At 30.2% G+C, this 25,101-nt stretch carries 26 protein-coding genes; 23 read left to right on the top strand and 3 right to left on the bottom strand.

Annotated elements, in window-relative coordinates:
* Position 1: 1 nt before the first annotated feature.
* The 6 genes from rpsI (at position 2) to citX (ending at position 5,372) form a co-directional block, all read left to right on the top strand.
* Positions 2-394, top strand: coding sequence for a 30S ribosomal protein S9 (gene rpsI / locus ACX0KU_RS03490; protein WP_472991523.1), 393 nt, complete (start codon positions 2-4; stop codon positions 392-394).
* Between the two features lie 99 nt (positions 395-493).
* Complete coding sequence (locus ACX0KU_RS03485) at positions 494-2,128, top strand: Na/Pi cotransporter family protein (protein WP_472991522.1); 1,635 nt, start codon at positions 494-496, stop codon at positions 2,126-2,128.
* A 156-nt stretch (positions 2,129-2,284) separates the two neighbouring features.
* Positions 2,285-3,097 (top strand): N-acetylmuramoyl-L-alanine amidase CwlD, encoded by an 813-nt coding sequence (gene cwlD / locus ACX0KU_RS03480; protein ID WP_472991521.1) that lies wholly within the window; start codon positions 2,285-2,287, stop codon positions 3,095-3,097.
* 232 nt (positions 3,098-3,329) lie between these two features.
* Positions 3,330-4,172, top strand: a complete 843-nt coding sequence (locus tag ACX0KU_RS03475; RefSeq protein WP_472991520.1) for a fumarate hydratase — start codon at positions 3,330-3,332, stop codon at positions 4,170-4,172.
* Positions 4,173-4,202: 30 nt separating this feature from the next.
* On the top strand, positions 4,203-4,757 hold the full coding sequence (locus tag ACX0KU_RS03470) for a Fe-S-containing hydro-lyase (protein WP_472991519.1): 555 nt from the start codon (positions 4,203-4,205) through the stop codon (positions 4,755-4,757).
* A gap of 132 nt (positions 4,758-4,889) precedes the next feature.
* Complete coding sequence (citX, locus tag ACX0KU_RS03465; protein WP_472991518.1) at positions 4,890-5,372, top strand: citrate lyase holo-[acyl-carrier protein] synthase; 483 nt, start codon at positions 4,890-4,892, stop codon at positions 5,370-5,372.
* 46 nt (positions 5,373-5,418) lie between these two features.
* Here the strand turns inward: citX and ACX0KU_RS03460 are convergent, their stop codons facing one another.
* Positions 5,419-7,026 carry a Na/Pi cotransporter family protein gene (locus ACX0KU_RS03460; RefSeq protein WP_472991516.1) on the bottom strand — a complete coding sequence of 536 codons (1,608 nt, stop codon included), beginning with the start codon at positions 7,024-7,026 and terminating at the stop codon, positions 5,419-5,421.
* A 243-nt stretch (positions 7,027-7,269) separates the two neighbouring features.
* Here ACX0KU_RS03460 and ACX0KU_RS03455 point away from each other — a divergent pair, with 243 nt between their 5' ends.
* From ACX0KU_RS03455 to ACX0KU_RS03430, 6 genes are all read left to right on the top strand, one after another.
* Positions 7,270-7,839 carry an RNA polymerase sigma factor gene (locus ACX0KU_RS03455; protein ID WP_472991515.1) on the top strand — a complete coding sequence of 190 codons (570 nt, stop codon included), beginning with the start codon at positions 7,270-7,272 and terminating at the stop codon, positions 7,837-7,839.
* The gene (locus ACX0KU_RS03450; RefSeq protein ID WP_472991514.1) at positions 7,829-9,109 is read left to right on the top strand and encodes a DUF4652 domain-containing protein; all 1,281 of its coding nucleotides are present in this window, start codon (positions 7,829-7,831) and stop codon (positions 9,107-9,109) included. Before ACX0KU_RS03455 ends, ACX0KU_RS03450 begins: the two co-directional genes overlap by 11 nt.
* A 31-nt stretch (positions 9,110-9,140) precedes the next feature.
* On the top strand, positions 9,141-9,902 hold the full coding sequence (locus tag ACX0KU_RS03445; RefSeq protein ID WP_472991513.1) for a DUF4652 domain-containing protein: 762 nt from the start codon (positions 9,141-9,143) through the stop codon (positions 9,900-9,902).
* 26 nt (positions 9,903-9,928) lie between these two features.
* A complete protein-coding gene (locus tag ACX0KU_RS03440; RefSeq protein WP_472991512.1) occupies positions 9,929-11,080 on the top strand; it encodes a tetratricopeptide repeat protein in 1,152 nt (383 codons plus the stop codon).
* A gap of 158 nt (positions 11,081-11,238) precedes the next feature.
* Positions 11,239-11,556 carry a thioredoxin gene (trxA, locus tag ACX0KU_RS03435; protein ID WP_472991511.1) on the top strand — a complete coding sequence of 106 codons (318 nt, stop codon included), beginning with the start codon at positions 11,239-11,241 and terminating at the stop codon, positions 11,554-11,556.
* A gap of 57 nt (positions 11,557-11,613) precedes the next feature.
* A complete protein-coding gene (locus ACX0KU_RS03430; RefSeq protein WP_472991510.1) occupies positions 11,614-12,462 on the top strand; it encodes an NAD(P)/FAD-dependent oxidoreductase in 849 nt (282 codons plus the stop codon).
* A gap of 87 nt (positions 12,463-12,549) precedes the next feature.
* On the opposite strand, the gene ACX0KU_RS03425 is transcribed toward ACX0KU_RS03430, so the two are convergent.
* Together ACX0KU_RS03425 and ACX0KU_RS03420 are read right to left on the bottom strand one after the other, a co-directional pair.
* Positions 12,550-13,146 carry a cell wall hydrolase gene (locus ACX0KU_RS03425; protein WP_472991509.1) on the bottom strand — a complete coding sequence of 199 codons (597 nt, stop codon included), beginning with the start codon at positions 13,144-13,146 and terminating at the stop codon, positions 12,550-12,552.
* Positions 13,147-13,322: 176 nt separating this feature from the next.
* Positions 13,323-14,336: a hypothetical protein gene (locus ACX0KU_RS03420; RefSeq protein WP_472991508.1), complete on the bottom strand. Its 1,014-nt coding sequence runs from the start codon at positions 14,334-14,336 to the stop codon at positions 13,323-13,325.
* Between the two features lie 145 nt (positions 14,337-14,481).
* Here ACX0KU_RS03420 and cdaA point away from each other — a divergent pair, with 145 nt between their 5' ends.
* The 11 genes from cdaA to iadA all read left to right on the top strand — a co-directional run bounded on the left by cdaA (position 14,482) and on the right by iadA (position 25,081).
* Positions 14,482-15,372, top strand: coding sequence for a diadenylate cyclase CdaA (gene cdaA / locus ACX0KU_RS03415; RefSeq protein WP_472991507.1), 891 nt, complete (start codon positions 14,482-14,484; stop codon positions 15,370-15,372).
* Positions 15,345-16,586, top strand: a complete 1,242-nt coding sequence (locus ACX0KU_RS03410) for a CdaR family protein (protein ID WP_472991506.1) — start codon at positions 15,345-15,347, stop codon at positions 16,584-16,586. The genes cdaA and ACX0KU_RS03410 overlap by 28 nt, the downstream gene beginning before the upstream one ends.
* A gap of 63 nt (positions 16,587-16,649) precedes the next feature.
* Positions 16,650-18,248 carry an NAD(P)/FAD-dependent oxidoreductase gene (locus ACX0KU_RS03405; protein WP_472991505.1) on the top strand — a complete coding sequence of 533 codons (1,599 nt, stop codon included), beginning with the start codon at positions 16,650-16,652 and terminating at the stop codon, positions 18,246-18,248.
* A 71-nt stretch (positions 18,249-18,319) separates the two neighbouring features.
* Positions 18,320-19,228 carry a phosphate butyryltransferase gene (gene ptb, locus ACX0KU_RS03400; protein WP_472991504.1) on the top strand — a complete coding sequence of 303 codons (909 nt, stop codon included), beginning with the start codon at positions 18,320-18,322 and terminating at the stop codon, positions 19,226-19,228.
* A gap of 104 nt (positions 19,229-19,332) precedes the next feature.
* Complete coding sequence (gene buk / locus ACX0KU_RS03395) at positions 19,333-20,400, top strand: butyrate kinase (RefSeq protein ID WP_472991503.1); 1,068 nt, start codon at positions 19,333-19,335, stop codon at positions 20,398-20,400.
* Between the two features lie 245 nt (positions 20,401-20,645).
* Positions 20,646-21,311, top strand: a complete 666-nt coding sequence (locus ACX0KU_RS03390; protein ID WP_472991502.1) for a nucleotide-binding protein — start codon at positions 20,646-20,648, stop codon at positions 21,309-21,311.
* A 31-nt stretch (positions 21,312-21,342) separates the two neighbouring features.
* A complete protein-coding gene (locus ACX0KU_RS03385; protein WP_472991501.1) occupies positions 21,343-21,552 on the top strand; it encodes a 4Fe-4S dicluster domain-containing protein in 210 nt (69 codons plus the stop codon).
* An 11-nt stretch (positions 21,553-21,563) separates the two neighbouring features.
* Complete coding sequence (locus tag ACX0KU_RS03380) at positions 21,564-22,637, top strand: 3-methyl-2-oxobutanoate dehydrogenase subunit VorB (RefSeq protein ID WP_472991500.1); 1,074 nt, start codon at positions 21,564-21,566, stop codon at positions 22,635-22,637.
* Positions 22,637-23,386 carry a thiamine pyrophosphate-dependent enzyme gene (locus tag ACX0KU_RS03375; protein WP_472991499.1) on the top strand — a complete coding sequence of 250 codons (750 nt, stop codon included), beginning with the start codon at positions 22,637-22,639 and terminating at the stop codon, positions 23,384-23,386. Before ACX0KU_RS03380 ends, ACX0KU_RS03375 begins: the two co-directional genes overlap by 1 nt.
* A gap of 1 nt (position 23,387) precedes the next feature.
* Positions 23,388-23,918 carry a 2-oxoacid:acceptor oxidoreductase family protein gene (locus ACX0KU_RS03370; RefSeq protein WP_472991498.1) on the top strand — a complete coding sequence of 177 codons (531 nt, stop codon included), beginning with the start codon at positions 23,388-23,390 and terminating at the stop codon, positions 23,916-23,918.
* Positions 23,919-23,941: 23 nt separating this feature from the next.
* Positions 23,942-25,081, top strand: coding sequence for a beta-aspartyl-peptidase (gene iadA / locus ACX0KU_RS03365; RefSeq protein WP_472991497.1), 1,140 nt, complete (start codon positions 23,942-23,944; stop codon positions 25,079-25,081).
* Positions 25,082-25,101 lie beyond the last annotated feature (20 nt).

Here is a 25,101-nt window from a genome sequence, read left to right as displayed (position 1 = left end):
GATGGCTAAAGTTCAATATTTTGGAACAGGAAGAAGAAAGAAATCAGTAGCTAGAGTTATACTTGTACCTGGAGATGGTAAAGTTACAATAAATAAAAGAGATGCAGAAAACTATTTTGGATTAGAAACTCTAAGATACATTGTAAACCAACCATTAGTTTTAACAGGATCTAAAGACAAATTTGATGTAATAGTAAATGTTCATGGTGGAGGGTTCACAGGTCAAGCTGGAGCTATAAGACACGGAATATCAAGAGCACTAGTAAAATCAGATGAGACTTTAAAACCAGAACTTAAGAAAGCTGGTTTCATGACAAGAGATCCAAGAATGAAAGAAAGAAAGAAATACGGTCTTAAAAAAGCGAGAAGAGCACCACAGTTCTCAAAGAGATAAAAAGTTTATATTCAAAGCAAGAAAGAGAACTCTTTCTTGCTTTTTATTTTTCATAGAATACTAAATTGACTCAATCTAAGAACTTATTGGGGGGAGGTTATGGATATAGTAAGTATGATAATAGGATTCATTGCTGGATTAGGACTATTTCTTTATGGAATCAAATTAATGGGAGAAGGATTAGAAAATGCAGTTGGAAATAAGATAAAGACTTTTTTTGATAAGCTAACCTCCAATTCTATAAAATCTGTATTAACAGGTGCCGGCATTACTTCACTCATACAAAGCAGTAGTGTTACTACGGTAATGGTTATTGGATTTGTTAATGCAGGCTTAATGAGTGTAAATCAAGCAGCAGGAGTTATAATTGGAGCTAATATCGGTACAACAATTACTGCTCAAATTATGTCATTTAAATTAGGCGAGTCTTTATTACTATTTATCGGAATAGGTTCTTTTATGGTATTTTTTTCAAAACAAGATAAAGCTAGAGAAATAGGTAAAATTATATTAGGACTTGGTATATTATTTTTAGGAATGAATTTTCTAAAAGATACAATGGAACCATTAAGTAGATCAGATTATTTTATAAACTTAATGATTTCACTAAAGGGAAATATATTTTTAGGAGTTTTTGTTGGTATAATTATGACTGCTTTAATACAGAATTCATCAGCTACGACAGGAATACTTTTAGCTTTAGGAGAGATTGGTGTATTACCTATAGAGGTTGCAGTACCTATACTGTTTGGCAATAATATAGGTACATGTACAACAGCGCTAATATCCAGTATAGGAACAAGTGTAGAGGCACGTAAAACGGCATACATTCATTTACTATTCAATGTTATAGGAACTATAATATTTATACCACTCATTCCAGCAATGCTTTATATAATTATTAAGGTAAATCCTCATAATATATCAAGACAAATTGCAAATATTCATACAACATTTAATTTAATAAATGCAATTATAATGACTCCATTCATTAGTGGTTTAGTATTTTTATCTGGTAAATTAGTAAAGGGAAATGATAATTATACATGTGTAAAAATGACACATATAGATGATAGAATACTAGAATCACCTATAATTGCTGTAGGACAAGCTATAAATGAAATTATAAGCATGGGTAATAAGGCTAAAGAGAATTTAATTATAGCTGTAGAGGCTTTTAGTAATGATAACGAGGAATTAATAAAAAAAGTGTATGAGAATGAAAAGACTATTAATCTTTTAGAGAACGAAATTACTATATTCTTAGTTAAGTTAGCTAGTACAGAATTAATTCAGCAAGAAAAAAATAGAGTCCTTAATATGTTTCATGTTATAAATGATATTGAAAGAATAGGAGACCATTGTGAAAACCTGGCTGAATTAGCATCAGAGAAAATAAATAAGAGAATTACTTTTTCTAAAGAGGCTAATGAAGAGTTGAATAAAATATATAATTATGTGATAGAAGCAGTGAGTACAAGTATCCTTAGCTTCAAAGAAAATGATATTAACAAGGCAGAATTAACACTAGAGATAGAAAGTAAAATTGATAAGCTAGAACAGAAACTTAGAATAAAGCATATATCTAGACTGAATGATGGAGAGTGTGATGCATATTCTGGAGCAATATTTTTAGATATCATAAGTAACTTTGAGAGAATAGGAGATCATGCTACAAACATTGCCGAGTATGTAAGTGGTAGTGAAGTAGTATATAAGAATAGTAAGTTCTAAGCTTTTCTATATACCTAACATAAAATAATTAAAATATGGATATTTTTATGCTATTTATAATTTTATTATTAATTTTTTATTTTGAAAAAATTACATAAAGTAATTAATAACAGTAATGGACAAAATAAAAAGAGCACTATGTTAGGAGGAGTAAATATGAGGATAATAAGAAGATTAAAAATAGAATTTAACATAATAATATCAATTATAATCGCTATGATGCTTTTTAGCATTAATAGCATAACAGTTAAAGCATATATGGAAGTAGATAATAATAATGAAAAGAAAACTATCCTGATAGATCCAGGACATGGAGGAATTGATGGAGGAGCTGTTTCAAAACGAGGGACTATCGAAAAAAATATTAACTTAGAAATATCTAGAAAGTTAAAAAAACAGCTGGAACAAAAAGGTATTGAAGTTATATTAACTAGAGAAACAGATATGGGATTATACTCAGATGTAGGAAGAATAAGAGATAAAAAAAATGAAGATTTGAGAAATAGGTGTGGGATGAAAGAAAAAGTTAATCCAAGTGTATTTATTAGTATACATTTAAATATGTTTCAGCAGAGTCAATATCATGGTGCTCAAGTTTGGTATGGTAGAGAAGGGGAAGATGGAATACTTGCTCATATAATCCAACAAAACTTAATAAGAGACTTAGATAAAACTAATAACAGAAAAGAGAAATGTGCAAAAGGAGCATATAAATTATTAAGATGTCATGAAAATATCCCATCTGTCTTAATTGAATGTGGATTTTTATCAAATGCCAATGAAGAAGAACAATTAAAAAGTGATGAGTATCAAGAGAAAATAGCTAAATCAATAGCAGATTCTCTTGAGGAGTTTTTCAATATGAAAAGAGGTAAAGAAATAGGTAATGATTTAAAGCATAATGAAGAAGTGTATGACAATGACATATATGATGAATTAGATGAAATATATACAAAAATACAGCAATAAGATATAATCGACATATTTCCAGGGAAATATGTCGTATATATTTAAATGATTGAACAATAATAACTTTTATATTGAAAAGAATATAAGGTAAAAGAATAGGTATTTTTATTACTACTTAATAATTTTAGAGAAAAGAGTTATTGATTAAAAACTACATATATTATAAAGTAATATTATATATTATGAACATGAAGGGAGGTAACCTGATTAATTTCAATTAGGTTTAAATCATATGAGAGAAATAAATATATCACAAATTATAGAGAGTATAAAGAGAATGTGCATTACATCAAATTATTATTTAACTGAAGACATAAAGGATGCATTGATTAAGGCTCATGAAGATGAGACATGGGAATTAGGTAAAAATATCTTAGAAAAAATCAATACTAATATTAGTATTGCAGAAGAAGAGCAATCTCCAATTTGCCAAGACACTGGGATGGCATGCGTATTTGTAGAAATAGGACAAGAAGTTTGTGTAGTTGGTGGAATATTAGAAGAGGCTATAAATGAAGGTGTAAGAAGGGGATATGAAGAAGGATATTTAAGAAAATCTATAGTAAGAGATCCTCTTAGTAGAATAAATACTAAAGATAATACACCAGCTATGATATATTATGATATAGTTCCAGGAGACAAATTGAAACTAACCGTAGCACCTAAGGGATTTGGTTCTGAGAATATGAGTAGAATTAAAATGCTGAAGCCTTCAGATGGGGTAGAGGGAATTGAAAAGTTTGTATTAGATGCGGTAAGAGATGCAGGACCTAATCCTTGTCCACCTATTGTAGTGGGAATAGGTATAGGAGGTAACTTTGACAAAGTAGCATATCTATCTAAAAAAGCTTTAATAAGACCTATAAATATTAGAAACACTAATCCTTATTATGAAGCTTTGGAAAATGATTTGTTGAAAAAGATTAATAGTATGGGTATAGGTCCACAAGGCTTTGGGGGGAAAACTACTGCATTAGGTGTAAACATAGAGACCTATCCAACACATATTGCAGGATTACCTGTAGCTATAAATATTAATTGTCATGTGACAAGACATGCTACAGAAGAAATATAATAAAAACTAATTATACAAGTAGGTGATAAGATGGAAAAAAGTATAACAACACCATTAAGTGAGGATATAATACATACGTTAGTTGCGGGAGATGCTATTCTTATTAGTGGAACTATATATGCTGCAAGAGACGCTGCACATAAAAGATTGATGGAATTAATTGAAGAAGGAAAAGAACTACCTATAGATATTAAAAATCAGATAATATATTATGTTGGACCTACACCTGCAAAACCAGGAAAAGTTATAGGGTCAGCAGGACCAACTACAAGCTATAGAATGGACTCATATACGCCTAAATTATTGAATCTAGGGTTAAAAGGTATGGTAGGTAAGGGCGAAAGATCACCTCAGGTTATAGAAGCTATTAAAGAGAATGGCGCAGTATACTTTGGAGCTATTGGTGGAGCGGCAGCATTAATAGCTAAATCGATTATTAACTCAGAAGTTATTGCTTATGAAGATTTAGGTTCAGAGGCAATAAGAAAACTTGAAGTTGTTGATTTACCAGTTGTAGTTATAATTGATAGTAAAGGAAATAATCTTTATGAGATTGGACAAAAAGAATATTTAAAAAGCATTTAATTAGTAACTATTGATATATAATAACATTATACTAATTATAAAGTATTTAATATTATACTACAAAATAGTATATACTCAACATCTATAATAGCAAGGGGGAATAGAAGAGATATTAATCTTTTCTTATATGTCATGTCCAATGATTTTCAAGAGAGTATCATAAAAAAGTATAATGCGCCTTTATTAATCTTAAAAGTTAATTATCCTGGGATTAATAAAGATAATGATATAACTAATAATATAATTGAAAGTATAGATGAATTGCTCTCAGATATCTTTAGTATATTTATAAATTTTAAAATACTAAGAATTACTAGAGAAGGGCCTCTAGTCTTGATGAGTATTAATAAAGATGCTGTTGAACTAAAAGATATAGCAATACAGATTGAGGATAAACATATTCTAGGCAAATGCGTTAATATAGAAGTGTTTGATATTAACATGAATAAACTGAGCAGAACGCAGCTAGGATATGAGCCTCGTCAGTGTTTTATATGTGGTGATGATGCAGGGATATGTATAGAGCAAGATAAACATAAACGAGATGAAATTGTAAAGTATATAGTTAATAAGTATAGTGAATATATGGAGAGTTTCCATAGAAAAAAGGAGTAGAAAATTTAGGTTTTCTACTCCTTTTAATTTATAGATTAAATGTAATTTATATTTGATCAAGCACCATTTGAGCTATATTATTTGAGTGGTCTCCAACTCTTTCAAGATTAGTTAATAAGTCAACAAAGATTGCTCCGCCTGCGGCATTACATGATCTATTATTAAGTCTATCAATGTGTTCTTTTCTTAACTGTTCTTCCATGCTATCAATTTTACCTTCAATTTCTATAACTTCTTTAGCTAGTTTAAAATCAAAAGTTTCTAGAGCAGAAATAGCACTTTCTACAGCATTTTTAGTAAGAGCATACATAGCTTTTATATCAGCAACAGCATCTTCAGAAAAGTCTGGTTTATCCTTTATTTTATGTTCAGTTAATTCTACGATATTCTTTGCATGATCACCAACTCTTTCAACGTCACTAACTACGTGGAAAAGGGATGTTGTTAGTTGAGATTGTTCTTCAGATAAATTGGTGTGTGCTAAGAAAACCATAAAGTCTGTTATCTCTCTTTGAAGATAATTAATTAATTTTTCTTTTTCTAATACATGTTCAACTAGACTCTCATCATTATTAAGGAAAGATTGCATACTAGTCTCTAAATTATTTAGAGAAAGTTTTCCCATTCTTACAATTTCCTTAACTACTTGCCCAACAGCTATAGATGGAGTTTCAAGAAGTCTTCTATCTAGATATTCTAGAGAGAGAGCATTAGGATCTTTATCCTCGCCAGGGATTAGTTTATTTACAAATTTAACAAGTATGCCTATAAATGGAGCCTGTATTATTACATTACTTATATTAAATAAAGTATGGGCATTTGCTATTTGTCTTGGAATATCCCCTCCAAGCATAGGTATAAATCTTAGTACAAAAGGAAGTCCAGCCATAAATAAAAGCGTACCTATAGTATTAAAACAAAGATGAAATAGGGATGCTCGCCTTGCATTCTTATTAGTTCCAATACTTGCAAGTAGTGCAGTAACACAAGTACCAATATTATCACCAAAAAGTATTGGTAGTGCAACAGTTAATGGAAGTGAGTTGTTTGAAGCAAGAGCTAAAAGTATACCTATAGTAGCACTACTACTTTGAACTACAGCAGTCATACCTATTCCTACAAAAACTCCTAATAGTGGATGTTTTCCTAAAGTTAATATAAGATCTCTAAATTCTTGTAGTTCACGTAGAGGTTTCATGGAGCCTTCCATCATAGACATACCTACGAATAAAATACCAAATCCAAGAATAATATCTCCAAGATCTCTAGTCTTTCTCTTCTTTGAAAATAGTACCATAGCTGCTCCTATAGCTAGAATAAGAGGAGCTACATCAGTTAGTTTAAAAGCAATTAATTGGGCAGTTATCGTTGTACCGATATTGGCTCCCATAACTACTCCAGCAGCTTGAAATAAACTCATAAGACCAGCATTAACAAATCCAACAGTCATTACTGTAGTAGCACTACTGCTTTGAATTATTGCAGTAACACCTGCTCCAACTATAATAGCTAAAACTCTATTACTAGTAAGTGCTTCTAGAATTCTTTTTAGTTTATCACCAGCAGTTTTTTGAAGTCCATCACCCATGAGTTTCATTCCATAAACAAATAGACCGAGGCCACCTAATAATTTAAAAATCATTATAAAATCCATACTTAATCTCAATCCCCCGTATAATAGTTTTGTTAAAGCAGTGTTAATTACGTTAAGATTTTAGCACATCAATGTTAATTTTATATTAAGAAACAAAAAAAATAAAGAAAAAATTAAAAAAAAATATAAATTTGTCGAAATTTTATGATGATCAAAATATATTCAAGGAACATTTTTCTTTTATATAACTTTTGAGGTATAATATTCGTATAGATTAATAGGCAGGTGGAAGGGGGAAATCACTTGTTCAATAGTGAAGAAGATGTGACCTTAGTTCAGGAAGTTCTTTCAGGAAATGTAAAAAGCTTTGAAGATGTTGTAAATAAATATGAAATAGTTGTAGTGAGATTTGTTTATTCTATGATAAAAGATAAGCAATTAGCTGAAGATATAACTCAAGAGGTATTTATTTCTGTATATAATAAGCTTTATACATTTGATAGCAATTATAAGTTCTCAAACTGGATTTTAAGAATAGCAAAAAATAAATGTATAGATTATGTAAGGAAATATAAAAAACTTAATGAGGATAACATTGATGAAATAATTAATATAAGTTCAAAGGAAGCATCACCAGAGCAAACAATTATATTTAATGAAACAAAAGAATCAGTAGAGAAATATTTATCAAGTTTAAATCAATTAGATAAACAAATAATTTCGCTAAGGTATTCTCAAAATATAACCTTTAACGATATATCAAATATATTACAAATAAGTGAATCTTCTGTTAAGAGAAGATATTATAAAATAAAAGATCAATTTAAAAAATACATAGAAGTTAATGAGAAGGGGTGTGAATATGAACTGTAGTATATTCACAGAGAATTTAAATAAGTTCATAGAAGAAGACATAGAAGAAAATATGAAATATCAAATGGAAGAGCATATGCTTAGATGCGATGCATGCAAACAAATCTATGAAGAAGAACTATTAATAGAAAAAGCATTTATAGAATCTTTAACCTTAGAAGATATCAATTTTACTAGCCAAAAAGAAGAAATAATGAGCAAAATTGATACAGATAAGTACAAAAATTGTGAACCTAAGAAATCGGATAGAGGCTTATTAAGATATATTAAAATAATTGGTCCCCTTGCGGCAGCTGTATTATTTGTAATGTTAGTAAATCCAATATCAAGATTTAAGGTAATAGATGAAATTTCAGCAGGAAAAAAGGAAAATTTAGAGAAAATAGCTATAGAAGATAAAAATAATATTTTAAGTACTGAACAGGCTCAAAAAGTACAAACAAGAAATACAGATGAGAAAAGTGATATTAGAGATGAAATTAGTTATGAGATAAGTATTAAAGATGAAACTTCTAAATTATCACAGGAAAATAATTTAACATTGAATAATGTAGAAAACACTACAGAATCTCTACAAGAAGAATTAAGGGATAATAGCATCAATAGCTCTATTAATAATATAAATAACGATGGAAATAATATTGAAGGTTCATCAGAGAATGGAGAAATGGCTAATTTAGATGCACCAGATTATGTATTATCAGAAAAAGAACTAGATAATACAGGAGACAGTAAAGAGGAAGAACCGATAAAGTCTCTTACAGGTGCAAATATTAATTTAATGCAAAGTATAAGTTTTAGTAGAGAGATCAGCTTAGATAGAAATACAAGTAAATCTTTAGATAAAGGGATAAAATCCCCTAATACTAAATTAGTGGCTTCATTAGCTAAAAAGGAATATACCTCTGTAGAAAAAATTTACGTAGAAAATCTAGTGAAAAAAGAAGTATGGTCATTAGATACAAAATTACAAAATAGAAATGTATTTACTAGATTTATAAAATGGGCTGATAATGAAAATTTATTTTTAGTAATTGACGAAATTAAAGAAAATGTGGTTACTTCAGAAGAAGTATATGTTTTGAACATAAATAGTGGCAATGCAATACAAGTATATAAGATAATAGATAATTTAAAAAAAGTTGAAGATATAAATATAGTTAATAATGTAGATATTGAACTTAAGCTTAGTAACGTTAAGAACGATAATAAAAATAATACTTATATGGAAAGATATATGATAAATAATTTTTTCATTACCGAAGATTAGTAGGTATAGAAGAGTTTAGTGGAGGTATTATATGGAAAACAAAATAAGAAAGCCTATTTATAAAAAAGTATTAATTAGTTGTATGTGTTTACTAATGATATTTTCTGCAATAACCTTTACTGGTTGTTCAAAGAAGAATGAAGTAAATGAAAATCAAAAATTAGAGACAAATAAGAAACCTAATGCAGAAGAAAATACTAAGAATGAAACAGAAGATGATAAAGTAGAAGATAATAATAATGAAAATAAAGCAAATGAAGAAAATAAAGCAAATGAAGAAAATGAAGAAAATGAAAATATTCAACCAACAGCTACTAAAATTAAGTTTGTGAAACACAAATTACAAAAGAGTGATGAGCCAGAGTTTTCTACTAAATTTATTAATTCAATAAATAATAAACTTAGCGCAGCTATAGAAGGTAGAGGACCTGATGCAAGTGAAGAAGGCGTAGGAAAAATATTTGTAAAAGAGTTATCAACTGGTGAAAAATGGGCATTAGAAATAGTTCCAGGAGAAGAACAAAATACTCCAAAGTCTATTGAATGGATAGATGATGAGAATATAGTAAGCATAATTGGATTAGGTTATGGAACTGTATCAGTAGGTGGAGATTTGTATAAAATAAATGTTAAGACAGGAAAAGTGGTGAGTATATATAATACTGGTAGTCATAAAAAACAAGTAATATCAGTTAAGAAAAATAATAATAAACTAGAACTGCAGATACTAGTTTATGATGATGAAGAACTTATAAAAACTCACACAGAAATAAAAACTATAAATATACAATAAACCCTAGGGAGATTGGAAATAGTTATATGGATAAGGCTAGGAAGTTATATGTAAAAGCTTTAAATAAATATCAAAGTGGATATATTGATAAAGCAATAGCTTTATGTGAAGAGTCTATATCATTAAGCATGAGGAATACTGCTGTTATAAATCTTAAGGGCTTATTATATTATCTGAAGGGAGATTTAGAAGGAGCACGTTCTCTTTGGAAGTTAAACTATGAAGTAAATAATGATGAAGTAGCAAGAAGATATCTCCAAGGATTAAAGGAAGATGAAGAGAGGTTTTCACTGTACACCTCTGCTATATCATTAATTAATGAATTAAATATAAAAGAAGCTCTAACACTACTTATAAAATGTAGAGAAAGCGACTATAACTCTATAAATATTAATAATGCTATTTCTACATGCTATATAACTTTAGGTCAATATGAAGAAGCGATTACTTATATAAACGAAGCTTTAGAAATAGATAAAAAGAATGAAATAGCTCTTAGTAATAGAAAAAATCTTATTAAAAATGGAGTAAATAAAAGCAAGTTTCTCAAAAGCAATAATTTGAATAAAAGTTTACTAATAGGGATAATAGCATGTATATTTATAAGTCTTTCTGTGTTTGGAATAGGCAAGTTTAAAAAAGATATACCAGAAATTCAAGAGGCTAAAAATCCTACTAATATAAATGTAGAAAATAAATCGAATGAGAGTAATACAACTAAGGATGAGTTAGAAGATAAATTGCAAAGTAAAAAAGAAGAAAATATAGAATTGCCAAAACAAGAGAAAATAATTCTTGATGAAGAAGAGATAAAAGATTTATATATTCGAGGTAGAGATGAATCTAATAATAATAAAAATTATGATGAGGCTATAGAGCATTTATCTAAAGCTTATGAGTATGGCAAGAGTAGTTATCTTTATCCACATATACTTTATTCACTAGGCTCTGCTTATGATAATAAAAAAGATACTAATGAGTCTATTAAATATTATATAGAATATGTAGATAAATTTCCAAAAGGAAATTATATGGAAGAAGTATTATATAGGTTAGTTCTTATAAATAAAGATATGGATTTAAATAAATCTAAAGAATATGCTAGAAGACTATCTATAAATTATCCTGATTCACAATACAATAATTCAGTTATAAAGAATATACTAGATAAGAAATAAATTTAATTTGTAAAGTTGCTATTTAAAAAGAATTTTTATTGGGTACAATAATATAAGATAAAATAGTCTAGATTTATTTCTTGACTAAAAAAAATATTAGTTGTAATATAATTATATACCCCTTATAGGTATATAAAAGATTATTGGAGGGATAGCAAATGGTAAGAGAAATATCAGAAAGAAACTTTATACAAGAAGTAATAAACTCCGAAAAAGCTGTTTTAATAGATTTTTGGGCACCATGGTGTGGACCATGTAACATGCTAGGACCTGTAATAGAAGAGTTATCAGAAGAAATAGGAGAAAAAGCTAATTTCTTTAAAGTTAATGTAGATGAAAATCCTGCAATAGCACAAAAATACAGAGTAGCTAGTATACCTAATATTATGGTATTTAAAGATGGGGAAGTTGTTGAAAATGTTGTAGGATTTAGACCAAAACAAGATTTTGTAAATATACTTGGAAAGCATATATAAAGACAAGACCGACAATACATATGTGTTGTCGGCTTTGCTTATTTGGAGGTGTATAAATTGAGTGAAAGATATGATATAGCTATTATAGGTAGTGGACCAGCAGGACTTGAAGCAGCTATAAATGCTAAAATAAGAAATAAAAATGTAATAATTTTTGGTAGTAAAGAAATTAGTCCTAAAGTACTTAAGGCTCCAAAAATAAATAATTACTTAGGTTTCTATGATATAACTGGTGAAGATTTAAAGAACAAATTTCAAGAACATATTAAAAACATGGAAATTGAAATAGTAGAAGAAAGAATAGACTCAGTATATGCTATGGGAGAATACTTCACTCTAATGGTAAATCAAAATATGTATGAATCTAGAGCCGTAATTATAGCAACTGGAATTGAGTACGGCAAATTACTAAAAGGTGAGCAAGAGTTTTTAGGAAAAGGCGTAGGATACTGTGCAACTTGCGATGCTCCATTATATAAAGGAAAGAAAGTAAGTATCATCGGATATAATAAAGAAGCAGAAGAGGAAGCAAATTTTGTTAGTGAACTTGCATCTGATGTATTCTATATTCCAATGTATAAAGGTGATTTAAGTTTAAATTCTAATATAAAAGTTTTAAGTGATAAACCTATGGAGATAGTAGGGGATGACAGAGTTACAAAGTTAGTATTAAAAGATAATACAGTAGAAACAGATGGAATATTTGTTTTAAGAGATAGTATATCTCCAGGACAATTAGTTCCAGGATTAGAAATTGAAAATGATCACATAAAAGTTGATAGACATATGAGAACAAATATAAAGAGATGCTATGCTGCAGGTGATTGTACTGGAAAGCCTTATCAGTATATAAAATCTGCCGGAGAAGGTCAGGTAGCAGCACTAACAGCAGTTGAAGAATTATAATATAGAGAACACCAAGGTAATCTACTACTTCAGCTCACCTTGGTGTTTGTATTTTTAGAATATCTATATTAAAAATTTTATACTATTTTAGTTTACTATGAAAAAGACATGATTGCCAATGACCTTAGAGTTCTGTTTATCTATATTCTTCATCCAAGAACAGGTTGCTATTTTTGGATTATAAAAGAATACAGCATTTCCAGTAGGATCTTTACCATGTAAAGCATCCATTACAGCACGATAAGAATTTTCGTCTGGAGTAACATTTATCATTCCGTTTCTAACACAAGAAAAAGCAGATTTTTGTTTAATTACACCTTGAATATTATCAGGAAATTTTCCATCTTTAAGTCTATTTAATATAACAGATGCCACAGCAACCTTACCTTCATAAGGTTCGGCACAACTTTCAGCGTAGACTATCTGTGCCATTAAATGTACATCTTCATTTGTAACATTTATAGTTCTACCTCTAGCATTAAAAACAGTTATGACTTGAGATTCTTCCTTTTGACTTTTAACATTTATAGTTCTGATGCCAGAATTAAAAACAGTTACTACTTGAGATTCTTCCTTGTATAAGTATTTTGGATCAGAATTACATATCATTTTAGCATTGGCATAATAAAATGAAGATGTCAACATAGAAAGCATAATAGTTATGCTAACTAAAAATTTTTTCATTTTTACTACCCTCTCCTTATAAAAATTATGGAATTTTAGTTTAAGTAGGCTAATGATATTGTACCCAGTGTAAAAAAAATAATTCAAAAAATAATTAATTTTAACAATAGAAACTTGCTAAAATCCCATGATTTAGCAAGTTTCTATAGCAAATTATAAACATAGTTACACAAAAATTATTTAGAAGATAGGGAATTTTCAAATTGCTTATGTAGCATTGTAAAGCTTTTATAGTTTTCATCTATAACCTTTAATTGGTTATTTGATTGAGAATAAAGTTTATCTAAAGAATCTTTATTTGATATATCAGCTGCAATGGTAAGTTTTTCTGTTTTGATGGCATATTTCAAATTTTGCATATATAAATCATAATCAGATAATAACTTTGTAAAAGCTTGATAAATAGGTAAAGCTTCTTTGGTTATATTTAGATTTATAGTACTAGTTTTAATGTTTGAAAGTTTAGACTCCGCTAATGATATATTATTTAGTAAAATATCATATCCAGCTATATTTTTTCTAGCATTTAATACACTAGGCATATAATCCTTTTTTATTTCATTAAACTGATTTAGCATTTCATTTAGCGATTTAAAAAAATCTTTATTTTGAGTTGTTAAAATTTGTTTATCAATATTTAATCTAACTTGTCTTTGAGTAAACAGGACAGTATTATTTATTAACTCTAGAGTTTCTTCAGGAAGAGTTATATTTAGATCTTTATTTGATATTAAAGCATAATAATTTAAACAGTCATCTCTATATTTTTGCAGCTCAGATATTGAGTTAACTAAATCTTTATTCTTAGTGTCTTTAACTATATTAAGGATTTCCTTATATATTTTTATATTATTATCTAGTCCAGCTAGTAGGATATTATGATCATCCTTATATTTATCAGCAGTAATAAGATTTTTTAACTTAGAATAAGAAGTTTGTAGTGTTGAAATAGAATTAGATATATTATCTAGTATTTTCTGTGTATCAATAGTAGTACCTTTAGTAAAGTTATTAGACTCTTCATTTATCTTATGTATATTGATTAGTTCGGATTTCACCTTAGCGTGATAGATAGAATAAGACTTACTTATAAAAAAGTGATAAGTACCATAAAAAACCCCGAGTCCTAGAATAAGAGCAGAAATCACAATGATTATGATATTTAGTACTTTTTTATCTAGATACTTCAAAATATCAACTCCTTCATCAGCTTTCTGTATTTTAAATTTGAGTAAATATTACCTTAGTATATCATAAATTTGTATACGTTTCCTACAGAACTTTTATTAAATATTTTATTAACAAAAGCATATAGTTATTATTAATAATATAACAATGGTGTATAATTATAGTATATATAAGAGTAAAGGGGTGAAAACAGTGGAGTTATTTCATATCTTAATAAATACTGTAAAGAACATTAATGGATATGTAATATTAGATATTATAGTGGTATCATTTATTTTTTATAAGTTTTATATGTTAATGTATGAGACTAGAGCTGAACAATTATTAAAAGGAATTTTACTTATAATTTTACTTATACCAATAAGCAGATTACTACATCTTACCACATTAAATTGGATATTAAATAAAACTATAACAATAGGAGTGCTTTCTTTAGTTATTATATTTCAACCTGAAGTTAGAAAAGCATTAGAACATATAGGTAGAAGTGCATTTATAGATAAACATATATTCGAAGATGAAGGAAAAATAGAGGAAATAATAGCAGGAATAGCTGAAGCAGTAGAAAGTTTATCAAAAAGTAGAACTGGAGCACTTATAATAATTGAGCAAACTACGGGTTTGGGAGATGTAATAAGTACTGGTACCAAATTAGATGCCATTATATCGACTTCATTACTTGAAAATATATTTGTTGTAAATACACCTCTACATGATGGGGCTACAGTAATTAGAAATAATAGAATTGCAGCAGCAGGATGTTTTTTGCCACTTACAAGTAACAATACTATTAATAAGCAATTAGGCACAAGACATAGAGCAGCTATTGGAATTTCAGAAGTTTCAGATGCATTGATTATAGCAGTATCTGAGGAAACAGGAGTAATTTCTCTTGCAGTTAATGGTAATCTTACTAGATACTATACAAAAGATAGACTAAAAGATATATTAATAAAAATTATTAAATATAGGCAAAGTAAAAAAGTTACATATAGGGAGAAGGTGAAATCTTGGTTCAAAACGGCAAGCAACAAATAATTATAAAAGTACTATGTATTATTGCTGCTTTTGTCCTATGGTTATATACATCAAATGATAATAATATAAGCACAACTTACAGAATATCTAATATCCCTATTGAGATTATTAATGAAGATTACTTAATAAAATCAGGATTAACACTTCTACCAAATCAAAGTTTTAGCACGTCACTTAAAATAACAGGAACTGCTTCAGATGTTTATGGGGTTAAGCCTGACCACTTTAAAATAATAGCGGACTTAAGTGTATATGCATTAAGAAAAGGAGACAATAGAATTCCTATTACTATAGTAAAAAGACCAGGAGTAGATATTAATATTATTAATGATGATAATATGTGGATAACAGCAAAGGTAGATAATTATATAGAGAAAACAGTACCTGTGCAAGTAAAAACAAAAGGAAATGTTAAGAGTGGATTTTATAATGAAAAACCTATTATAAAACCAGAAAGTGTATTAGTAAGTGGAGCAGAGGAATATGTGAGTTCAGTAACTCAAGTTATAACAGAAGTTGTATTAAATGATCTAGATAAAAGCTTAAACCTTACAGTACCATTAGAAGCTACTGATAAGATTGGACGAGATGTAAAGGATGTAAAGATACGTCCTGAAAAAGCTGAGATAATAGTAACAATTCAAAAAGTAAAGGAAGTTGGAATAAAGGTTAAGACTACAGGAGAATTGCCTAGAGATTTAGCATTAAAATCTATTAATCTTGTAAAAAGTAGGGTTCAGATAATTGGGGACTCAAAATATTTAGATAGTATTAATGAAATAGGTACAGAAGCCATTGACCTTAGCAAACTACAGGATGAGAAAACTAGTATTAGTGTAAAATTAAATTTGCCTAATAATATAAAGTTAGTAGAAGATAATAATGTTATTGAAGGCGAAGTTATATTAGATAGAATAATTCAAAAAACTTTCACTATTAATGTTAAGCCAGTAAAGCTCAGAGAAGGACTCAGTGCTAAGCTAGAAGGCACCAGTACAGTAATTTTAGTATCTGGGGGAAAAGATGCAATAAATAGATTAGACAGTAGTAAGCTAGAAGGTTATATTAATCTAGATACTTTAGGAAAAGGAGAATATAACTTACCTGTAATTATAGATATTTCTCCAATAGTTAATATAGTATCTCAAACACCTAAGACTATTAAAGTCACTATTGAGGAAAATGAAAAAGAAGATGAAGAAGTAAAGGAATAATAAAATAAATAATCTTTATAGAAAGTTATAGCAATCATATACAAATGATAATGGAGGATATATATGTCGATTAGAATAAATAATATAAATTTAGATATAGAAGAAGACATCGATTTATTAAAGCAAAAATCAGCGAAAAAGTTAAGAATAGATAAAGCTAGTATTAAAGGTTTAAAAATAATAAAAGAATCTATAGATGCTAGAAAAAAGAATATTATCAAATTTACTTATAGTGTAGAAGTAGAATGTGAAAATGAAGTTAAAGTAGTTGAAAGAGCAAATGACAAGGATGTAAAGCTAGAAAAAGAGCAGATAGTAGATGAAATTATGCAAGGTAGTAAGAAGTTACATCAAAGACCTATAGTGATTGGAATGGGACCTTCAGGTATGTTTGCGGCTCTTGTACTTGCACAAAATGGCTATAGGCCCATAGTAATAGAAAGAGGGCAAAAAGTAGAAGATAGAACAAAGGATGTAGAGAGCTTTTGGAAAAGTGGTAAGCTAAAGACTGAGTCAAATGTACAATTTGGAGAAGGTGGAGCAGGAACTTTTTCAGATGGTAAACTAACAACTAGAATTAAGGATTCACGATGTGATTTTGTTTTAAGTGAGTTTATTAGCGCAGGTGCACCAGAGGAGATTGCCTATATGGGTAAACCTCATATAGGAACAGATATATTAAAGGAAGTAGTAAAAAACATAAGAGAAAAAATTATAAGCTTAGGTGGAGAAGTAAGATTTAACAGCAAGCTAGAAGATATAAAAACTAAGAATAACAAGATTACAGCAATAGTTGTAAATGGGGAAGAAATTCAATGTGAGGCGTTAGTACTAGCTTTAGGTCATAGTGCAAGAGATACTTATGAAATGTTATTTAATAGGGGAGTTTTTATGACTCCAAAGCCTTTTGCAATAGGAGTTAGAATAGAGCATCTCCAAAGCTTTATTGATGAAAATCAATATGGAAAATTAGCAGGACATAGAAGACTTAAGGAAGCAGATTATAGATTATCACATACAAGTACCAAGACAAATAGAGCTGTCTATAGCTTCTGTATGTGTCCAGGTGGAGAGGTAGTAGCAGCAGCTTCAGAGGATGAAAGACTTGTAACTAACGGTATGAGTAATTATGCAAGAAATAAGGAAAATGCTAATTCGGCTATTGTTGTTACTGTTGGTGAAAAAGACTTTAGTGGAGATACTCCTTTAAAAGGAATGGAATTCCAAAGACACTATGAAAGTCTTGCATATAAATTAGGTGGTGGAGGACATATAGCCCCTATTCAATTAGTTGGAGACTTTCTAAATGATAGAGTATCTACAAAACTCGGAAGAATAAAACCGACTTATAGTCCAGGATACCACTTCGAAGATTTAAGAAAATGTCTTCCAGTAGGAGTTATAGATACTCTAAAAGAAGGACTTACAGAGTTTAACAGAAAAATTCGTGGTTTTGCAGAAGATGATGTGGTTATGACTGGAATTGAAACTAGAACCTCAGCTCCAGTTAAGATTGAAAGAAATGAAAAATTTCAAAGTATTTCTCTTGAGGGTTTATATCCTTCAGGAGAAGGAGCTGGTTTTGCTGGAGGAATAATGTCAGCAGCTGTGGACGGAATAAAGGCTGCTGAAAATATAATTAAAGAATACGCCTCATTATAATGAGGCGTATTAATGAGTCATGAAATAAATATATACAATAACTATAAGCATTTATATGAGGAGAGAAGTTTATGATTAATAGTTTCGATGAAATTCTCGAAAAATTGAAATTACAACAGACTAGAACAGTAGCAGTGGCAGTAGCACAAGATAAGCCTGTGTTAGAAGCTATAAGAGATGCTAAAAAGAATAATATAGCAAATGCAATACTTGTAGGAGATAGAGAAGAGATACTTTCCTTGGGATTAGAAATTGGAATGAATATAAATGATTTTGAAATTATTGAAGAGAAAGACCATAAGAGTGCAGCTTTAAAGGCTGTAGAGCTAGTTTCAACTGGAAAAGCGGATATGGTTATGAAAGGTTTAATATCTACAGCAGATTTTTTAAGAGCTGTATTAAATAAAGAATTAGGACTTAGGACTGGTAGGCTTATATCTCATGTTGCTGTTTTTGAAAATCCTAAGATAAATAGATTATTATTTTTAACAGATTCAGCTTTTAACATGTACCCAACCCTGCAAGATAAAGTTCAAATTATAGAGAATGCTGTAAAGGTAGCTCATGCTGTTGGCATAAAAAAACCTAAGGTGGCTCCTGTGTGTGCAGTAGAAGTTGTAAATGTAGATATGCCTGCTACTGTCGATGCAGCAAGTTTATCTAAAATGAATGATAGAGGACAAATAAAGGGATGTATAATTGATGGGCCTTTAGCTCTTGATAATGCTCTATCTGAGGAAGCTGCAAAACATAAAGGAATAGATGGACCTGTAGCTGGGAAGGCAGATATACTTTTAATGCCTAATATAGAATCGGGAAATATAATGTATAAAACGTTAACTTATACTTCAGATTCTAAGAATGGTGGAATTTTAGTAGGAGCATCGGCGCCAGTTATTTTAACTTCAAGAGCGGATACTCCTGAATCTAAGATGTACTCTATTGCCTTAGCAGCACTTGTATCAAAGAATATCAATTAATACAATAAATCACTTCATATTTTATAAATATTCATTTTTAATAAGTCCAAAAACAACTCTGAGCTTGATATATAAGAAACAATATTGATAGAGGGGGAACAAATGTGGGACATAGGTTATTAGTAATTAATCCAGGATCTACATCAACTAAAATTGGAATATATGAAGATGAAAAACAAGTATTAGAAGAAACTATAAGACATTCCTTAGAGGAAATAGGTCAATATAATAATATTTATGATCAATTTGAATTTAGAAAAAAAGTTATACTAGATATATTAAAAGAAAAAAATATTAAGATAGATACTTTAGATTCAGTAGTTGGTAGAGGCGGGCTTTTAAGACCCCTGGAAGGTGGAACCTATGCTGTTAATGAAAAAATGATTGAGGATTTAAAAATAGGAATTCAAGGACAGCATGCGTCAAATTTAGGTGGTATTCTAGCTAGAGAAATAGCAAAGCCATTAAATATACCTGCATTCATTGTAGATCCTGTTGTAGTAGATGAAATGATTGAAATAGCTAAAATAACAGGACTACCAGAAATAAAGAGAAGAAGTATTTTCCATGCATTAAACCAAAAAGCAGTTGCAAAACGGTATGCTGAAGAAAATAATAAAAAGTATGAAGACGTAAATTTAATAGTAACCCATATGGGTGGAGGAGTATCTGTAGGTGCTCATAAGAATGGAAGAGTAATTGATGTAAATAATGCTTTAGATGGAGAAGGGCCATTTTCACCAGAGAGAAGTGGGGAAGTACCTATTGGAGATTTAATAAGGGCTTGTTATTCGGGGAAATATACAATAGAAGAGGTAAAGAAAAAGATTAGTGGGGGAGGCGGAATTGTAGCTTACCTTGGAACGAATGATTTTAAAAGTGTAGAAGCTATGATTGAAGAAGGAAGTACTAAAGCTAAGTTAATATTTGATGCTTTTATATATCAAGTATCAAAAGAAATAGGTAAGCTTGCAGCAGTACTTTCAGGTAGAGTAGACTCGATAATTCTTACAGGTGGTATTGCATATAGTAAAAATGTTGTGAAGTCTATAGCGGAGAGAGTGGCATTTATTGCTCCTTTAACTATTTATCCAGGAGAAGATGAACTATTAGCCCTAGCTAATGGAGCTTTAAATGTATTAAAAGGAAAAGAAAATATAAAAGAATATTAAGATGAATATAACTAAGCCAAGAGATTAAAACAATCTCTTGGCTTTAAATTTGTATATGAAAATGTAAGAACTTTGATTATAAAAACTAAGTAATATATAATATAATTTAAAAAAGGGGTTATATAAATTAAAATGTATACGATTACTTGAAATATATACGATTACTTAAAGTAACACTTATGAATAAAATGTATAGATATTTAGTAATGGATACTTTTAATCTTATAGAAATTGGGTGATAAAACTTGAGCAGAATAAGAATTTTTGTAGGTCATTTTGGTAGTGGAAAAACAGAAATATCAATTAACTATGCAATAAAACTCAGAGAGCAAGGTAAAAAAGTTACTATAGTAGATCTAGATATAGTTAATCCATACTTCTGCATAAGGGGGATAAAGGATCTTTTAGAAGAGAAGGGGATAAGGGTAATAGCATCTAAAGCAAGCTATATGAATGTAGAGCTTATGGTAATACCTCCAGAAGTAAATACAATTTTTAATGATAAAAGCTCAGAGATTATTATAGATGTAGGGGGAGATGATGCAGGTGCATTAGTGCTAGGGCGATATTATAAATACTTTTGTGAAGAAGAATATAATATGTATTTTGTAGCGAATAATAATCGTCCTTTTACATCAACTTCAGTAAGTACAGAGGAATATATAAAAGAAATTGAAAAATCTTCTAGACTTAAAATAACCCATTTAATTTCAAACACGAATTTATCTAGTGAGACGACGGCTGAACATATTTTAGATGGAGATAAGATTATTAATGAACTATCAAATAGAATAAATATTCCTTATAAGTATACAGTATGCGAAGAAAATTTATCAGATAAATTAAGCGGAAAAGTAAGGGGAGAAATATTCCCTATTAATATTTTTATGAAAAAGCCTTGGGAGGAGTAAAAAAAATTAAATAAGAGGAGGATGGATATTTATGCCAAGAGTTACCTTTAAGGAAACTAGGTGCAAGGGATGTGGACTGTGTATAAATGTATGTCCTATGAAGATTATAAAATTTTCAGAGATTTTAAACGAAAAAGGATATCATCCAGCTACCATTACAGAGGAAGCAATGACTAAGTGTATTGGATGTGCTTCTTGTGGAAAAATGTGCCCAGATTGCGTAATTACAGTTGAAAAGTAGGGGGTATAGGTATGAGTGACAAGGTTTTAATGAAAGGAAATGAAGCTATAGGAGAAGCAGCAATAAAAGCAAATTGCCAGTGTTTCTTTGGTTATCCAATAACACCTCAAACTGAGGTAGCAGCTTATTTGTCTAGAAGAATGCCGAGTCTTGGAAGAACCTTTCTTCAAGCTGAAAGTGAAATTGCAGCTATTCATATGGTATACGGTTGTGCTGGAACAGGTACAAGATGCATGACATCCTCTTCAAGTCCAGGAATCAGTTTAAAGGCTGAGGGAATATCCTATATGGCTGGGGCGGAGCTACCCTGTGTCATTATTAATATAGTTAGAGGAGGCCCAGGGCTTGGAAGTATACAACCATCTCAATCAGATTATTTTCAAGCTACAAAGGGAGGAGCACACGGAGATTTTTATATGCCAGTTTACGCTCCAGCCTCTATTCAAGAGATGGTAGATTTAATACAAGAAGCCTTTGATGTAGCTGATATATATAGAACACCTTGTATGATAATGGGAGATGGTATGCTGGGTCAGATGATGGAGCCAGTAGAATTTAAGGAAAGAGTAAAAAGAGAGTTACCTAGTAAAGATAACTGGAAGGCAGAGGGACTTAGAGGAAGAGAAAAGCACCATGTTATAAATTCACTATATCTTCAGCCAGAGAAGTTAGAACAGCATAATATGCGTCTCTTTGAAAAGTATAGAAACATAAAAGAGAAGGAAGTTAAGTATGAGGAATTTAATTGTCATGAAGAGAATGATTTAATTTTAGTTGCATACGGAACTACATCAAGAATATGCAAAAATGTTATTAAGAGCGCGAAAAAGGAAGGAATAAACCTAGGTCTAATTAGACCCATAACCTTATGGCCTTTCCCAGTAGAAGCTTTTGAGGACACTATTAAAAATACAAAGTATGGATATTTAACAGTAGAAATGAGTCATGGACAGATGGTTGAAGATGTAAGATTAGCTGTAAATGGTAGACAACCAGTTGTGTTTTATGGAAGGGCAGGCGGAATGGTTCCACATCCAGAAGACATATTAAATAAGGTGAGGGAAATTATAGGGGGTGGAAGATAGTGAGTATAATATTTGAAAGCCCAAAAGCACTATTAGATGTACCTACTCATTACTGTCCAGGATGTACTCATGGAGTCATTCATAGATTAGTAGCAGAGGCTATTGATGAGCTGGGAGTCTTAGATAAAACCATAGGAGTAGCTCCCGTTGGATGTGCAGTGCTTGCTTATGATTATTTTGCCTGTGATATGTTTCAGGCAGCACATGGAAGGGCTCCAGCAGTTGCCACTGGTATAAAAAGAGCCAAACCAGATTCTATAGTATTTACCTATCAAGGAGATGGAGATTTAGCGGCTATAGGAACAGCAGAGATTGTTCATGCAGCTACAAGAGGAGAAAACATAACTACAATCTTTGTAAATAACTGTATCTATGGAATGACTGGAGGGCAGATGGCTCCCACAACTTTGCCAGGACAAATAACTGAAACATCTCCTTATGGAAGAGATGTAAAAACATCAGGATATCCAATTAGAGTATCAGAAATGTTAGCAACATTAGAAGGAGCGTGTTATGTAGAGAGAGTATCTGTAGATAATGTACCAAATATAATGAAGGCTAAAATAGCTATAAAAAGAGCTTTTCAAAATCAGCTTGAAGGTAAGGGCTTTTCACTAATAGAAGTACTGTCAATATGCCCGACAAATTGGGGACTATCACCTGTAGAATCTATGCAGTGGCTTCGAGACAATATGATACCTTATTATCCTCTAGGTATAAAAAAGGATTCAACTAGGGAGGGGAAGTAGCATGAGATGTGAAGAGATTATATTTGCAGGTTTTGGTGGGCAAGGAATTCTGCTTATGGGTAAATTTCTAGCCTATGCAGGAATGGATAAGGGTATGAATGTATCTTGGCTCCCTTCCTATGGTCCAGAAATGCGGGGTGGTACTTGTAATTGCTCTGTAACTATATCAGATGAATCTGTAGGTTCACCTATAATTACAAAGCCATCAACTATAGTAGTTATGAACAGACCTTCCTTAGATAAATTTGAACCAATGCTAGCATCAGGTGGACTTTTAATAATGGATAAGGATATTATAGATAGAGAGGCTACTAGAGAAGATATTAGAATAATAAGTATTCCAGCTCAAAGTGAGGCAGAAAATATAGGCAGCGAAAAGGTAGCCAATATGATACTTCTAGGGGCTTTAGTTAAAAATACAGAAATAGTATCTATGGAAGAGATTTTAAAAACATTGAGAAGTTATGGTAGGAAAGAATTTAATGATATAAATGAAAAAGCTATTTTAAAAGGAGCAGAATACGGAATATAAAAACTTTGGAGGCATTATAGAAAATGATTTTAATTAAAGATGCAGAAATATACTCACCAGAATATTTAGGTGTAAAAGACCTGTTGATATGTGGAAATAAAATAGAGTATATAGGGGATAAAATAGAGATTTCAGAAAAACAAGTACCTATTGAAATTATAGATGGCACAAACAAAATTCTCTTTCCAGGCTTTATAGATTCTCATGTTCACATCTTAGGTGGGGGTGGAGAAGGAGGTTTTAAGTTTAGAACTCCTGAAATCAATGTTAAAGATATAATAGAAGGAGGAGTTACAACTGTAGTTGGATGCCTTGGAACTGATGGAATAACAAGAGATATAAGAGGACTTATTGCTAAAGCTAGAGGACTTGAGGAAGAAGGGATAAGTACCTATGTATATACAGGATCTTATAAAATTCCAGTAAAGCCACTTATGTCTAGTATAGAAGAAGATATTATTCTAATAGATAAGATAATAGGGGTTGGAGAGGTTGCTCTATCAGATCATAGAGGGTCACAACCAAGCCTAGAAAGGTTTATAGAACTAGCATCAGAAGCAAGAAGAGGAGGAATTCTCTCAGGAAAAGCTGGTATTGTTAATATTCATCTTGGGGATGGTAGAGAGGGACTTAAATATTTAAGAGAAGCAGTGGAGAATACAGAGATTCCTATAACTCAATTTCTGCCTACCCATATAAATAGAAATGAGAAGTTATTTAATGAAGGAATAGAGTACGGAAAGCTAGGCGGAAGAATAGATTTAACCACAAGTACCACTCCGCAGTTTTTAGCTGAAGGAGAAGTTAAATGTAGTAGAGGACTTAAAAGGATATTAGACAGGGGAGTAGATATTAAAAACATAACCTTTTCTTCAGATGCACAGGGAAGTCTTCCTATATTTAATGATTTAGGAGAATGTATAGGGAGTGGTGTTGGAAAAGTAAGCTCCATGTATAATGAAGTACGTGATGCTATTCTTCAGGAGAATATAGATATTAATAAGGCTATAAAAGTTATAACTTCAAATGTAGCTGATATTTTAAAGCTTAACAAAAAGGGTAGAATAAGAAATGGAAATGATGCAGATATAGTGATAATTAATAAGGAAGATCTAAAGATTAATAATGTAATAGCTAAAGGAAAAATTATATTTGATATATGAGTAAAGATAGATGATTTAAA

It is taken from the genome of Clostridium sp. X (genome assembly GCF_055755365.1).
This window is presented reverse-complemented; position numbering and strand designations above follow the sequence as displayed.

Coding starts and splice junctions, on each gene's coding strand:
- cwlD (WP_472991521.1), top strand. CDS start 2,285: ATGAGGATAATAAGAAGATTAAAAATAGAATTTAACATAATAATATCA.
- iadA (WP_472991497.1), top strand. CDS start 23,942: ATGATTTTAATTAAAGATGCAGAAATATACTCACCAGAATATTTAGGT.
- ACX0KU_RS03380 (WP_472991500.1), top strand. CDS start 21,564: ATGAGTGACAAGGTTTTAATGAAAGGAAATGAAGCTATAGGAGAAGCA.
- ACX0KU_RS03405 (WP_472991505.1), top strand. CDS start 16,650: ATGTCGATTAGAATAAATAATATAAATTTAGATATAGAAGAAGACATC.
- ptb (WP_472991504.1), top strand. CDS start 18,320: ATGATTAATAGTTTCGATGAAATTCTCGAAAAATTGAAATTACAACAG.
- rpsI (WP_472991523.1), top strand. CDS start 2: ATGGCTAAAGTTCAATATTTTGGAACAGGAAGAAGAAAGAAATCAGTA.
- citX (WP_472991518.1), top strand. CDS start 4,890: ATGTCCAATGATTTTCAAGAGAGTATCATAAAAAAGTATAATGCGCCT.
- ACX0KU_RS03440 (WP_472991512.1), top strand. CDS start 9,929: ATGGATAAGGCTAGGAAGTTATATGTAAAAGCTTTAAATAAATATCAA.
- ACX0KU_RS03450 (WP_472991514.1), top strand. CDS start 7,829: ATGAACTGTAGTATATTCACAGAGAATTTAAATAAGTTCATAGAAGAA.
- ACX0KU_RS03370 (WP_472991498.1), top strand. CDS start 23,388: ATGAGATGTGAAGAGATTATATTTGCAGGTTTTGGTGGGCAAGGAATT.
- ACX0KU_RS03445 (WP_472991513.1), top strand. CDS start 9,141: ATGGAAAACAAAATAAGAAAGCCTATTTATAAAAAAGTATTAATTAGT.
- ACX0KU_RS03485 (WP_472991522.1), top strand. CDS start 494: ATGGATATAGTAAGTATGATAATAGGATTCATTGCTGGATTAGGACTA.
- ACX0KU_RS03385 (WP_472991501.1), top strand. CDS start 21,343: ATGCCAAGAGTTACCTTTAAGGAAACTAGGTGCAAGGGATGTGGACTG.
- ACX0KU_RS03470 (WP_472991519.1), top strand. CDS start 4,203: ATGGAAAAAAGTATAACAACACCATTAAGTGAGGATATAATACATACG.
- ACX0KU_RS03475 (WP_472991520.1), top strand. CDS start 3,330: ATGAGAGAAATAAATATATCACAAATTATAGAGAGTATAAAGAGAATG.
- ACX0KU_RS03460 (WP_472991516.1), bottom strand. CDS start 7,026: ATGGATTTTATAATGATTTTTAAATTATTAGGTGGCCTCGGTCTATTT.
- trxA (WP_472991511.1), top strand. CDS start 11,239: ATGGTAAGAGAAATATCAGAAAGAAACTTTATACAAGAAGTAATAAAC.
- ACX0KU_RS03425 (WP_472991509.1), bottom strand. CDS start 13,146: ATGAAAAAATTTTTAGTTAGCATAACTATTATGCTTTCTATGTTGACA.
- cdaA (WP_472991507.1), top strand. CDS start 14,482: ATGGTGTATAATTATAGTATATATAAGAGTAAAGGGGTGAAAACAGTG.